The organism is Nonomuraea sp. NPDC003560 (assembly GCF_042878785.1).
In the GTDB taxonomy this organism is placed as follows: Bacteria; Actinomycetota; Actinomycetes; order Streptosporangiales; family Streptosporangiaceae; genus Nonomuraea.
Window position 1 is genome coordinate 167636 of the sequence record NZ_JBIAOF010000002.1, and the last position, 13026, is coordinate 180661.

A 13026-nucleotide genomic window follows, 5' to 3' on the forward strand; every position below is an offset into this window, starting at 1 on the left:
CGCCCGGTCCGCCCCCCTTGCAGGGGTGAACGCCTTCCCCCATGACCTGAGGAGGTCATCCGCCTTGAACATCACCCGCCGTACTGCGGCCACCTTCGCGCCCCTGGCCGGCGCCCTGACCCTCGCCCTGGCCGCCGGCATCGCACAACCGGCCGCCGCGTCCGCTCAGCCAGCCGCAGCACCAGCCGCAGCCGACTTCGCCTGCCCGCCCGTGCTGGGCGTCTGCGCCTACGACGTGGACGACAACCTCAGGGTCCTCTACGACGACGAGGCCGACATCATCCCGCCCATCGTCCGGGCGGCCAACTACAGCAACGACCCCTGGTGCTTCTACAACTGGTTCGGCTACGGCGGTGCACGCCAAGAGCTCGCCCCGGGCCAGGTCGCCGACGACTTCGGCTTCGTCGTCCGCGCCGCTCGACGCGGACCGTGTGATTGACCACGCGACTCATGTGACCGACTGACGCCACGGCCTTCACCACTCGGGGGACGGTCCACGGCCGACGTGATGCTGTGCCTGGTCGCGGCGATGGCCACGGGTCACTCAGATCGTCCGCAGAGTCGGTGCGAGCGGCTCGACTCCGGATGGTCGCCAATCGACCCGTGGCCGTCCCCGCCCGTGGGGCAGTACTCCTGCGTGGACTGGATCCGCAGGCCGCCGACGAGCACGCCGGGCCGGCGTGCTCAGGCGACGACAGGCTCGCCGCTCAGCGCGACACCGGCCCGGCGCAGCTCGTCCAACGCGGTGCGCGTGGTGTCGTCGGCGACGTCGGCGGTGTAGTCGAGCAGGACCTGAACCGTGAAGCCCGCGCGCGCTCCGTCCAGCGCGGTGGCCTTGACGCAGTGGTCGGTCGCGATGCCGACGACATCGAGGTCGGTGACGTCACGCGCCTTCAGCCAGGCGGACAGCGTCTCGCCTTCCTCGGTCAAGCCCTCGAAACCGCTCTTGGAGGCGGAGTGAGCGCCCTGCCGAGCCCGGTGGCTTTGAAGTCGAGCAGCTGCGTGCCGTCTCTCGCGCTTGACTCGGTTGGATTCACGGCGAGACCGCACGATCGGCTCGTACATCGAGCCCAGGTCAAGGTGCGTGTCGCCAAAGGGGCTGTCCAGGGTGTCGGCGACGTAGAGCTTCTGGTCCTTTGCCTTCCTCCTCATCCACAGTCCGAGCCACGCTGTTGGCGATGTTGAGCAGAGGTTCCCGTGCCCATCGCCGGGTCCACGGCCACGACGTCGTCGGCTGCGAAGCCGCCTTACGGAGGTCGGCGTCGTAGGCCTCAAGGAAGTGCTCATACAGGTGAAGGTAGGAGTCCGCCGAGACGTCGCTGATCCGATCCCAGTCCACCGCTCCGATGACCCGCGAGATCTTCTGCTTCTCTTCGCCCCGCAGCTCACGGCCGATGGTTTCGAGCACTTCCGTGTGCAGTGGCTTGCACAGTCCGGCCACAGCGCGAACGAGCTGGCGGATGTTGCGAGGAGGATTCGGCCTCCACAAGAGGAAGACGGAAACGACACGGGCGAACTCCCCATCGAAGGGAACGAGCTCGCTGCCTGCCGTACGGACGTCGCCCCGGAAATATGCCGGATGGCAGATGCTCGGGCATGCCGGTCAGGGCAATGCTCGACCCGTGAAAATGTTGAGCAGAGCGCTGGCCGCTCTTGTCTTCGGCGTGACCATGGCCGCCACGCCGCAAGCTCCGGCCCGGGCCCTGAGGGCTGAGCCCCCAGTTCCGGTCCAGGTCCTGAGATGGGCTGAGTGCGGGGACGGCATCGAATGCGCCAAACTGAGCGTACCGATCGACTGGAAGCGACCCGGCGGCCCGAAGACCCAGGTGGACCTCGCGAGGATGCCCGCGCGTGACCCGTCGCGAAGCCTCGGCTCGCTGGTGGTCAACACCGGCGGTGGCGGGGCGACCATTCAGGATGTGCGGTCCATGCCCGCGGTGGTATCGGAGTTGACCACCTGGTTCGATGTGGTCCTGATCAATGCGAGGAGCGCGGTCAGCCGAGGCAGCACCTCGATCGTGGAGTGCGCCACGCCGCCCCCCGGCCTCACTGGGCTGATCCTGCGGCCCGGCGAGGAGAGCTGGCGCGCGCACGCCCAGGCGAACGCCGCTTACGACGCCTCTTGCCGCACAGCCATGGGCACCGCCTACGCGGGACTGACCTCCTGGCAAGCGGCCCATGATCTGGAGGCGCTGCGTGCCGCGCTCGGCGAACCGAAACTACGTTATCTCGGCAACTCCTACGGCACCGTGTTCGGGCAGGCCTACCTGGAGTTATTCCCCAAGAAGGTCGCCCGGATGGTGCTGGACGGCGTCGCCGACCACACCCAGACATCACTGAAGAGATGGCTGTTGCACAACGCGCTCACCGAGGAGCGACAGCTCAGCCGCTTCCGCGACTGGTGCAGGGCCGGGTGCGCGCTGGACCACGACGCGATCGAGGTGTTCGACGACCTACTCGCCCGCGCCCGCCGTACCCCTCTACCGGCGGCAGGACGGACGTTGGACGAGCGTGAGTTCCTCGTCGCGGTGCGGGAGGGACTCACCCCGCCCGCCTGGCCAAGGCTGGCCGCAGCACTGCGCAAGGCTTCTGACGGCGACGCCACAGCCCTGGCGAACCTGCTGCCCCCTGCCGCCGACGGCCCCGGATACCCCCACAGTGCGCTGATGTGCCACGACTTCATGCCTCAGGTGCCCGGATACCGCAGCTTCCTGACCATCGAATCGCGCCTGCGCGCGGCCGCGCCGCGGATCGGCTGGATCCAGGGCCGCTACCAGCTCGCCCGCTGCCTCGGCATGGGGAAGGCCCCCTCCTACCCGCCGCACCCGCTGCGGGCGCAAGGTGTGCCGCCGGTGCTGATCTCCATCGGCGACACCGACGACAACACTCCGAACCTCGCCGCCGAGCACATGGCCGCGCAACTGTCCGGGGCACGCGTGGTCAGGCACGGTGACGGGCACGCCGCCTACCTCATGCAGAGCGCGTCTGGGCTGGGCGCCACCTGCCTGCGCCAGTACGTCCACGACTACCTGACCGCTGGGACCCTGCCCCCGCCCGGGGCGCGCTGCCCCGGTGACCTGGTGGCTAAGATCCCCCGGGGGTGAACTGACCGTGATCGGAGCTTGGCGGGCGCTGCCCATACTCGCCCAGGACGCCGTGCTGGCGGCGGCGACGGCGCTGCTGACATTGGCGGTGCCGCTGCTGACCGCCGCCATGGCCGACCAGGACGGTTTCACCCCCCTGTGGGGGGTACTGGTCTGCACGGTGTGTGCGCCGCTGACCGTGCGTCGCCGTCTTCCGCTGACCGCGGCCCTGGCCTCGGGTGCGTCCGTCCTGCTCGCGATCGTTCTGAGCCAGCCGCAGGTCGGCGCCTGGGTGACGGTCGCGGCGTTCAGCTCGGCCGCCTACCACCGTGACCGAGGACGGCTGCTGCCCGCGATCGCTGCGACCTGCTGGCTCGTCCTGCTCGACCTCATGCTGGTCGGGACTCCGACATACCCCTCTCAGCTGATCACGGCGGTGGCCGCAGGGCTCGCCCCGGTCGCGCTCGGCCACGCCCTGCGCCTGCAGCACGACCGGGCCCGGCAACTCGCCCTGGTCGAGCGGGCCCAGGAGCGCGCCCGGATCGCCCGAGAGGTGCACGACGTGGTGGGCCACCATCTCAGCGCGATCAGGATCCAGGCCGTGGGAGCTCGGCGGGGCACCCCTGCGGACGCCGAGCGGGCCCTGGAGACGATCGCCGAGATCTCCGGCACCGCGCTCGCGGAAACCCGGCGGCTACTCGGCTTGCTCCGCGACGAAGACGCCGGCACCGATCTCGGGTCGCTGGCCGTCCGCCTGTCGCGTCAGGGACTGCGTGTGCGGCTGGAGGGCGACTCCCTGCGCGAGGGGGTGCCCTTGCGGGTACGGCACGCGGCCTACCGGATCGTGCAAGAGTCACTGACCAACGTGATGCGGCACGCCGGGGTCTCGCAGGCCGCCGTACGGGTCGACAGGGACAGCCAGGTTGTGGCCATCGTGGTTGAGGACGATGGGCAGGCGGTGCCCGGCCAATCGGCCGTACCGGCGGGGAGCGGAGTGCGCGGCATGCGAGAGCGGGCGGCGATGCTCGGCGGCACGCTCACCGTGGGGCCACGAGCTCCGCGCGGCTGGCGAGTCACCGCTCGTCTGCCCCTGAACGGGACTCACGACATGGGAAACCAACCGAACACGATCGACGACACCCACATGGTTGCGGGCCACCTCGAGCCAGAGACCGCAGACAACCACGGCACGCCAGGGGGCCGCCGGTGAGCATACGCGTGATCGTCGCCGACGACCAGGCGCCAACCCGGGAGGGCCTGCGCCTACTCCTGTCCTCCGAACCGGATCTGGAGGTCGTGGCGGTGGCGGCGGACGGACTCCAGGTCGTCGAGATGGCCCGGCGGCACCGGCCCGACGTGGTCCTCACCGACATCCGCATGCCGCGCATGGACGGGCTGACCGCGATCCGTGACCTTCTGGCCCTCGCCCCCGCACCGGCCGTGGTCGCCCTGACCACGTTCGACCTGGACGAATACCTGTTCGGCGCGCTGCAGGCGGGCGCGGTCGGGTTCTTGCTGAAGGAGAGCGACCCTAACCTGATCCTCGATGCGGTACGGGTCGCCCACGAGGGCCAGGGGCTGGTGGACCCACAGGTGACTCCCCGCCTGCTGCACCGCTTCGCGGCAACCTCCCCGCGCCCGGCCACCGACGACATGAGCACGCTGACGCCACGCGAGACCGACGTACTGCGCCACCTGGCCGCCGGAAACAGCAACGCCGAGATCGCCCAGGCCCTGGTCATCTCGCCCGGCACGGTCAAGGTCCACATCGAGCGGATCCTCGCCAAGCTCGGACTACGGACCCGCGTGCAGGCAGCCCTCTACGCCCACCGGCACGGACTCATCACCTGGGCAGACCTACCGTGACCGGAGCAGTGCCATTCGCTCGATCAACGCAAGACGGATCGATCCCAACAGGACAACTGCACCCTCGATCGATGCATCGCTCAGACTTCGATGACACATGCTCAAGGTTGCATGTCGCGGGACACCTGGATCAGGAAGGCGCCTGCTGCAGCGCCCGGTAGATGGTGCCACGGCCGACTCCCAACGCCCGGGCGATCTCAGCCACGGTGACGCCCTGGGGGGCGTACTGCGCCCGGGCCAGGCGGACCTGCTCGGCCGGCAGCTTGGCGGGCCTGCCGCCCACTCGGCCGCGCACTCGCGCTGCCTGCCGGCCGATCGCCGCCCGCTCGGCGATGAGTTCGCGCTCAAACTCGGCGAGCGCCGCGAAGATGTGGAAGACCAGGCGGCCAGTGCTGGTGCTGGTATCGATCCCCTCGTGCAGGGACGCGAATGCCACCCCGCGCTCGGACAGGGCGTTGACGGTCTCCACCAGATGCCGCAGCGACCGCCCCAGCCGGTCCAGCCGCCACACCACCAGCGTGTCCCCAGCCCGCAGACACTCCAGGCGAGGGTCACAGGCACGGTCATGAACCCAATGACGTACTGCAACCCGGCTGCGTGACGGCGGTTTCGTAACATTGGTTCCGGACTGAGTTCCGGACACGCCACAGGGTGTGATCGAGGCGCGAACGAGCCCTGACCGATCCTGTCCGTTACCGAGGCTTCCGGACACGGAGATCACCAGCACCGGACACCGCCCCACCGGGCGATCCGACCCCAAGACCAAGATCACATCTGGGCGGCGCTGGAACCGGAACGCACGCTGACGCTCTCCGGTGACCCGCTCTGCACACCCCTCCTGACCTCCCCGAACCGGCTTAACGTGCGATCCCGTTCCGTTGCGGGTCCACCCCCGTTGCCGAGAAGGCCGGATACCAGCGGGAGGGCATCGTGCGGGTCGTTGAGCGGGACGGGTGCGAGGCTCATGGCCTGGCCGTCTTCTCGATGATCGCCATATGAGCAGCCGCAGAGGCTGAAGGCGGAGCTTCACCGACCAGCGGCCCGCCCTCGCCGCGCCGGACACTGTGGCGGACCGGCGACGACCTCCAGCTCCAGGTGGCGGATCATGTCGAGGTCTCGTTGATGTCGGCGAGGGGGACCGCGGCGCCGGACTCGGCGAAGGCGCGGGCGGCTCGATGGAGGCCGTGTGAAGATGTCCATCTTGGGCGTAGGGTGGCCCGATGCCCGGATCCTTGCGTGCGGCCGTGCTGGCAGTGGTGTCGATCCTCCTCTGCGGCTGCTCGGCCACGCCGGCGGCGGCCCCACCGTCCCCGACCGTCCTGGCCAAGCCGACATCCACCCCCATCTGTGACGGCCAGCTGCCGCCCACGGGGCCGGAGAAGACCGCCTACACCGATCACATCGATGACTGGCAGCTCGCCAAGGCCGTCAAGGACGGGTTTCCCAACGACCTGGCGGTCAAGCGGGACGGGACGGTATGGGTGGTCGGCACGGCCGAGGTGCCGGTGAAGCCCTATCTGGACAAGGAGCAGGGGTGCCTGGTCACGACCGACACCGAGCGCCGGGGGAAGGTGTGGCGGTACGACGCGGGTACGTGGCACGTGGTCGCACCGCCGCAGAGGTGCTCGGACCACCTGTCCAAGGTCGACGTGACCGAGGACGGCAGCCTGTGGGTGTACGGCACGCGACTGGAGAAGGATGACCACGTGTCCTGCGTGGCTCGATGGAACGGCAGCGGATGGGAGGCGCGGACCGTCCGAACGGAGGACCCGGCGGAGGAGGCCGAGGCGCTGACCGTCAGCGGCACCGATCCGTGGTTCATCGACTCCCGGGGGAGAACCGTTCGGCTGACCAAGGGGAAGCTCTCCGCCCACACACCGGTGGCGGAGGCTGACGTGCTCGCGCGAGGGCAGGGAGGAGCGCTCTGGGCGGCGGGAGTCCAGGGTGCACATCGCATCCAGCTCGCACGATGGGATCGCGGGCGGTGGCAGCGCGTTCCCGACCTGGCACTGCCCCATCCGAAGGGGGAGCCGAGGGCCTGGCTCGCGTGCGACGGCATGGTCGCGACCGGGCCTGATGACGTCTGGGTGGCCGCCTACTGGACCTGGAACGCGAGCGACGAGTCGGAGCCCGGGCGGCAGGTCCTGGCCCATTGGAACGGCTCGGCCTGGTCATGGCACACGGGCAAGGTGGCACTGCCGGACAGAGAGGCCGACCTCACCCCGGATGGGCAGGGTGGCGTCTGGCTCACCTCCCTCGACGACACCGCCCTCGAACACGTCACCGGCCGGCGTCACGAGCCGATCAAGCTACCCGATACGGAGGAGGATGTCGGGCTGGGCATGCGGCTGTCCCAGCGTCCCGGCACCCACGAGGTCTGGGTGCTGAGCCAGGGGAACCTCTGGGTCACTCGAAGGGACGCCGGCTAGCGAACGGCTACTTGGCGGCCGAGGTTGCCCAGCGCCTGACCTTCGCCGTGCCGGTCGCCAAGCTCCGGGCGGCGTTCAGCGCGATGCCCGTGACAGTGAGCATGCCGCCGCGGTGTCGACGCCGGGCCCCATACACCTGGAAGCACTCCATCAGGGTGTGATGACGGCGCGGAGACGACCAGTCTGGTGGGCGCTATGGGCGCGATGGCGACGGTCCCGCCGGTCATGACCTCGTCGCGTCGCGGACACCGTCCCCGAGCTCTTCGGCGCGGCCGGGGAAAACGATCGCCTGCTCAGGCAGCGGACGGACGCAGGCCGCCGCGGCGCAGGCGGTCAACGTCAGGATGACCAGCGCCGCCGTCGCGCCGCCTGGTCCCCGGTCGAACAACCCGCCCACCGCGATGCCGCCGGCGAACGCGACCAGGCCCGACAGGAACGTCTGCACGCCCAGGTACGCCCCGAAACGCGTCGGCGGGGCGAGCCGGGCGATCGTCTGGAACACCGCCGGCTGTAGCAGCCCGTCGGCGAGCCCGTGCAGCACGGCCACCAGCGCCAGGCCTGGCAGCCCGGTGCCCGCGCCGGTTGCCAGCAGCAGATGGCCGCCCGCGGCGAACAGCAGTCCCGCGCGCAGCACGTGCGGTCGGTCGGCGCGCCCGGGTACCGCGCACCACGGCTGGACCGCGGCCGACACCATGGCGAGCACGCAGGAGAACACGGTGACCGCTGTCGCGTCCGCGCCGCCGAGCGGTACGACCACCGACGACTGGTCGGTCAGCAGCATGGCGGGTGCCGACACGGCCGCGAACCCGATGAAGACCCGGTCCCGCAGTACCGTTCGCACCCCGGAGACGACTCCGTGCGGCACCCGTACGCGCGGGACGTGCCGCAGGAGTGAGAACAGGAACGCCGCCACGCCCCACAGCGCTGTCGCCGTCAATGCCACCAGCCAGTAGCCGACGTTCAGCAGCGCCAGCCCGAGCACCGGGCCGGCCACCGCCGCGACCTGCAACGTCATCGCGTACGCCGCGTATCCGCGCGCCCTTCGCCGTTCGGCGAGCCCGGCCAGCAGCGACTGCGCCGCCGGGTGGAACAGCGCCCCGCCCGTGCCCAGCAGCACCACGGCGACGATCAGCCAGGGCAGGCTGGACACAGTGCCCAGCAGGGCGAACCCGGCCGCGCGCAGCAGGCACGCCAGAATGCCCATCCGTACCGGGCCGAGTACGTCCACCAGCGCGCCGACCGGCAGGGAGAGCGTGTGCTGCACGAGATTGCGCAGCGCCAGCACCAGGCCGATCCCTCCGGCGGCCAATCCGAGGTCGGCTCGCAGGTGCAGGACGACGTGCGCCATGGCCGCGAAGTAGCCCAGCGAGATGGCCGCCTGAACGGTGACGACCACGGTGACCGTGCGACGGTCACCGTGGTCTGCGGGGGAGACGATCACGCCGCGGGCAGGACGTTCAGCCGGTACAGCAGTTGACGGGCGAGCGTGGCGCGCTTGGCGGCGTCGGCGTCCTTGGCGATGTCCATGTTCAGCGCGAAGGTGTACAGGCGTCCGCCGCGCTCGACCCAGCCCGTCCACCAGCCGGTGCCGGGGTTGGGGGCGTTCTGCCAGCCTGACTTGGCGTACAGGGTGTACCCGTTCTTCTTCTCCATCAGGATCAGGTCCTGGACGGCACGCTGGTTCGCGCGGGAGGCGGGCAGGCGCTGGGTGGCCAGCCGTTCCATGAACCGGGTCTGCTCCACCGCCGAGATCTTCAGCGGGCCGTCCAGCCAGAACCGGTCGACCACGGTCCCGGTCTGCTGGTTGCCGTAGCCAAGCCGGTGCAGCCACTGACGTTCGCGCGTGAGGCCGATGCGGCGGGCGATCACCTGGAACGCCGCCGCGTTGGAGATGCGCACGGCCTCCCGCATGGTCATGTCCTTCTCCCACTCGGGATACGGCTGCGGCGTGCCGTCCCAGGGGATCACCTCGTCGGGGGTCTTGACCACGCCCGTCTCCAACGCGACGAGCGCGTGCGGGACCTTGAAGCTGGACGCGGGCACCATCGGCGTCTCCGCGCGCCGCCGGTCCACCACGGTCGTCGTCCTGGACGACACGTCCAGCAGCGCGAACGTGCCCCGCACCCCGGCCGTGTCGAACACCGTACGCAGGTCGTCGCGCACGGTCGTTCCCGGCCGCACCTCGACAGCCACAGTGGCGGCGCCGGCTGAGGCGGTGGCCGCGTACGAGGGAGCACAGATGAGGGGGAGTGAGGTGAAAACGATGACGCCCAGCCCGGAACGGAGGGCCTGGGGGATTGCCTTCTTCATGCGCAGAGGAGATCACGCGACATCTGAACTGTCCAATATCGATATCACGGGACGACCGATATTCGAATCCGTATACCCGCTGGCAGAGAAGCCGCCGACGGAGGCGAGCGGCAGATGGGCCCGCGGGGGGATCGGACCGGATCTGGACGCTACAAAGGCGATCTTGACGACGATTCGGTGACGAGGGCTGTTCGCCCTGAAGGGGCGTTGGTGGGACTGCGATCAATGAAGCCCAGATGCTGGACCCCTGCCGACGACGCTCGTTCGGGCAGTTCGGTGGGATGCTCATACTGCGCTCGTGGATCCATCCATTGCGACGCCGGAATATCCATTGCTGCCCGGGACGAATGACCTTCGTGACGCCATAGATCTTCTTTCGCATGGAGGCAGAAACTCCGCCGTGCACCACGCGATGTCATCGGATGGGCAAGTCGGGGACGGGTTGGAAGCCGGGGATCTGTACGGTGACGGCTCGCACGTCCGCAGGTGGCTTGCACATCGCCCACAGCGTGTACTCCTCGCCCCTTGGTCACGAGGCATTCAGGGCGCGGGACCGACAACAGGTAGGGGCCCACGGTGATGTGGATTCGGAAGCCGACGTCCTGGCGCGCTGCGCGAGCAGCGCCGGTGGAACCGCGCCGACGCCTGACGGCCGTCACGGGCCGCTCGCGGGGCGGCCCACGGGCGCGCTCAGGACCCCGGGCGGCTCAGAATCCGGGCGCCGCGGCGGGGGCCCGGAGGTTACCCAGGTAGGGATGCCAGAGGTGGTGCGGGTCCGCCTCCACGGTCCGCACGACCTCGCGCATCGTGGCGAGGATCTCGGGCTCGTCCTCGTACACGTCGCCCTGCAGCATCTTCAGCACGTCGATGCGGTAGCGGTCGTCCTGGACGAAGGCGGTGAACAGGATGTTGAGCCGGTAGTACATGGAGATGAACTCGTACCAGTTACGCATGGCGCGGCGCAGGGTGGACTCGTAGGTGGTGAACCGGTGCCGGCCGAAGTCGCCCGCCTCGGCAGCGGCGATGATGTCCTGCGAGGCCAGACGGGCGCTGTTGAGCGCCACGCTCACGCCGCTGGAGAAGATCGGGTCGACGAAGCGCGCCGCGTCGCCGATGAGCACGTGCCGGTCGCCGATGATCTGCTTCATGCCGTAGCTGTAGTCGCCCTCGGCCTTCAGCGGCCTGACCTGCTCGGCGTTCTTCAGCACGTCGAGCAGGCCGGGGTGGCTGGCGACGGTGCCCCAGAAGAACTTCTCCCGGTCGCCGTCGAAGGAGCGCAGGCGCGAGCGCTGGCTCACCACACCGACCGAGGTGATGGTGTCGGTGATGGGGATCTGCCAGACCCAGGTGTCGGCCACGGGCAGGAAGTGGATGAAGATGAAGTCGGACTGCTCCTTGTTCACCGTCAGCGCGCCGCGGTCCAGCCCGTCGAACCAGGTGTGCACGGCGTACTGGTTGAAGACCGGGTCGACGACCTTCGTCCTGAGCTGGTTGCCGAGGTGGGTGCGCCGGCCGCTGGCGTCCACCACCATGCGCACCGGTACGGGCGTGGTCACGCGGCCGAGCCGGACGTGCATGACCGGCAGCTCCGCGGAGAAGTCGACCTCGCCCACCGAAACCCCCTGGAAGACGTTCGCGCCCAGGCTCTCGGCGTTCTTCAGCAGGATCTGGTCGAACAGCCCCCGGTCGACGTGGAAGGTGTAGTCGCGGTCGACCCCCAACTGGTCGCGTTCGGCGAAGAGCACCTCTGCCGAGCGGAAGCCGTTGGTCAGGTTGCGGAAGCCCATCTGGTCGATGTCCCGCTGCTCGGTCGAGGTCCACGCCGCGCCGTACTTGCGCGGGAATCCCGCCTGCTCGACCTTCTCCATGCAGCCCGTTTCGATCAGCACCGGAGTGGTCGCGGGGACCAGGGACTCCCCGACGTGCTCCCGGGGGAACGTCTCGCGTTCGAAGACGGCGACGGAAAGACCTGCCTTGGCCAGATACGCGGCGGCCGTCGCGCCTCCCGGGCCACCGCCGATGATGCCGATGTCGAAAACGGCGTCCACGTGCTCTTCCTTCCTCTTGAGGCGACCCGGGTCAGGCGTTCTGGGCGGACAGTTCGCAGACCATGTCCGTGATGGCCCGCACGTTCTGGAAGTTCCGCCAGGTGATGTGGGTGAGCGGAACGGGCACCCCCAGCTCGCTGCGGATGAAACTGAGCAGCATGGTGGTGTTCAGGCTGGTGAGGATCCCCCACTCCAGCAGCGGGGTCTCCTGGTCGAGCTCGGACAGCGGCTCGGCCTCGTCAAGGAACTGAACCTTGACGTAATCGGTGATCGCGGCGTTGATCCGCGAGCGGTCGACGGCGCCGGCCGGCGCCCGCTGAAGGTCCGGATGTGTCTGCTCCATGCCGGCCATGCTCGGACGTCCGGCTGGAGTCTTGCTTGGGCGGCGGCCACGGGAGGCCACGCGGCGACCTACGCGGCTGCCAGTGGGCTACGCGGCGGCCGGCAGCCGCCCAAGCCGGTCGCGCAGGGCGGCGACGAAGGCCGGTGCGTGCAGGAAGAAATGCGACCCCGGTAGCAGCGTCAGCTCGAACGGCCCGGTGGTCTGCCGCGCCCACGCGGCCAGCAGGCGGGGCTCGGTCAGCACGTCGTCCCTGGCCCCGAAGGCCGCGACGGGGATGTCGAGCGCCGGGCCGGCAGCCCCGCGGTGCTCGTGCGCCATGGCCAGGTCGGCGCGGATCGCGGGTAGGTAGAGCCGGAGCAGATCCGCCTGCCCGGCCACCTCGTCGGGGATCCCACCCAGGCGCCGCAGCCGGGCCAGCAGCTCATCGTCCGGCAGCGTGTGCAGACGGCTCTCGACCGGCGGGGTGTCCGGCCCGTTGCGCCCGCAGACGATGAGCACCGCGGGCGGATTGCCCGCCGCGCGGGCGCGCCTGGCCAGCTCGTAGGCGGCCAGCGCCCCGAAGCTGTGCCCGAGCAGCGCGAACGGCGCGGCCGACAGCTCGCCCACCAGCAGCTCGACGAGCTCGTCCAGGTCCGTCACCACCGGCTCCGCCAGCCGGCCGCCGTGGCCGGGCAGTTCCAGCGGGACGACTTCGACGTCGGGCAGGACGGCCCGCCAGCGATGGAAGTGGGCGGCGCCCCCGCCCGCGTGGGGCAGGCAGTAGAGCGTCAGCCGGGGCGTGGCCGAGGCCGGGACAGGCGCGGCCGGGTTCGAGACAGCACGCAGATCCACCGTGGTGGTCCTTTCCTTCAGGCGCCCACGGCCGCCGCGCGTTCAAGTCTCGCCCTAGCGGCCTGGGAGACGGTCAACGACATCTGCGCACTCCCTTTCAGCATAAGAACATCCCT

12 protein-coding genes are annotated in these 13026 nt (G+C 69.8%); 5 read left to right on the forward strand and 7 right to left on the reverse strand.

Going from position 1 to position 13026, the window contains the following annotated elements; genetic code table 11:
* The first annotated feature begins 64 nt into the window (after positions 1-64).
* On the forward strand, positions 65-439 hold the full coding sequence (locus ACFYUV_RS06305) for a hypothetical protein (protein WP_387665585.1): 375 nt from the start codon (positions 65-67) through the stop codon (positions 437-439).
* Between the two features lie 245 nt (positions 440-684).
* On the opposite strand, the gene ACFYUV_RS06310 is transcribed toward ACFYUV_RS06305, so the two are convergent.
* Positions 685-1524, reverse strand: coding sequence for an isochorismatase family protein (locus tag ACFYUV_RS06310; protein WP_387665588.1), 840 nt, complete (start codon positions 1522-1524; stop codon positions 685-687).
* Between the two features lie 104 nt (positions 1525-1628).
* On the opposite strand from ACFYUV_RS06310, the gene ACFYUV_RS06315 reads away from it, so the two are divergent.
* From ACFYUV_RS06315 to ACFYUV_RS06325, 3 genes are read left to right on the forward strand one after another with little or no spacing between them, the layout of a single operon-like run.
* Positions 1629-3104 (forward strand): alpha/beta fold hydrolase, encoded by a 1476-nt coding sequence (locus ACFYUV_RS06315; protein WP_387667445.1) that lies wholly within the window; start codon positions 1629-1631, stop codon positions 3102-3104.
* A 7-nt stretch (positions 3105-3111) separates the two neighbouring features.
* Positions 3112-4293 carry a sensor histidine kinase gene (locus ACFYUV_RS06320; protein WP_387665591.1) on the forward strand — a complete coding sequence of 394 codons (1182 nt, stop codon included), beginning with the start codon at positions 3112-3114 and terminating at the stop codon, positions 4291-4293.
* Positions 4290-4949, forward strand: coding sequence for a response regulator (locus ACFYUV_RS06325; protein WP_387665593.1), 660 nt, complete (start codon positions 4290-4292; stop codon positions 4947-4949). The genes ACFYUV_RS06320 and ACFYUV_RS06325 overlap by 4 nt, the downstream gene beginning before the upstream one ends.
* Before the next feature lie 130 nt (positions 4950-5079).
* Here the strand turns inward: ACFYUV_RS06325 and ACFYUV_RS06330 are convergent, their stop codons facing one another.
* Positions 5080-5463 carry a recombinase family protein gene (locus ACFYUV_RS06330; protein WP_387665595.1) on the reverse strand — a complete coding sequence of 128 codons (384 nt, stop codon included), beginning with the start codon at positions 5461-5463 and terminating at the stop codon, positions 5080-5082.
* A 706-nt stretch (positions 5464-6169) separates the two neighbouring features.
* Between ACFYUV_RS06330 and ACFYUV_RS06335 the strand changes: the two genes are divergently transcribed.
* Entirely contained in the window at positions 6170-7378 is a 1209-nt protein-coding gene (locus tag ACFYUV_RS06335) for a hypothetical protein (RefSeq protein WP_387665597.1), read from the forward strand.
* A 223-nt stretch (positions 7379-7601) separates the two neighbouring features.
* Here ACFYUV_RS06335 and ACFYUV_RS06340 read toward each other — a convergent pair whose 3' ends face one another.
* From ACFYUV_RS06340 to ACFYUV_RS06360, 5 genes are all read right to left on the reverse strand, one after another.
* Entirely contained in the window at positions 7602-8819 is a 1218-nt protein-coding gene (locus ACFYUV_RS06340) for an MFS transporter (protein ID WP_387665599.1), read from the reverse strand.
* Positions 8816-9688, reverse strand: coding sequence for a class D beta-lactamase (blaOXA, locus tag ACFYUV_RS06345; RefSeq protein WP_387665601.1), 873 nt, complete (start codon positions 9686-9688; stop codon positions 8816-8818). The genes ACFYUV_RS06340 and blaOXA overlap by 4 nt, the downstream gene beginning before the upstream one ends.
* Before the next feature lie 707 nt (positions 9689-10395).
* Positions 10396-11736, reverse strand: a complete 1341-nt coding sequence (locus ACFYUV_RS06350) for an NAD(P)/FAD-dependent oxidoreductase (RefSeq protein ID WP_387665603.1) — start codon at positions 11734-11736, stop codon at positions 10396-10398.
* A gap of 31 nt (positions 11737-11767) precedes the next feature.
* Complete coding sequence (locus ACFYUV_RS06355) at positions 11768-12079, reverse strand: hypothetical protein (protein ID WP_387665605.1); 312 nt, start codon at positions 12077-12079, stop codon at positions 11768-11770.
* Between the two features lie 87 nt (positions 12080-12166).
* On the reverse strand, positions 12167-12910 hold the full coding sequence (locus ACFYUV_RS06360) for a thioesterase II family protein (RefSeq protein ID WP_387665607.1): 744 nt from the start codon (positions 12908-12910) through the stop codon (positions 12167-12169).
* Positions 12911-13026: the final 116 nt, after the last annotated feature.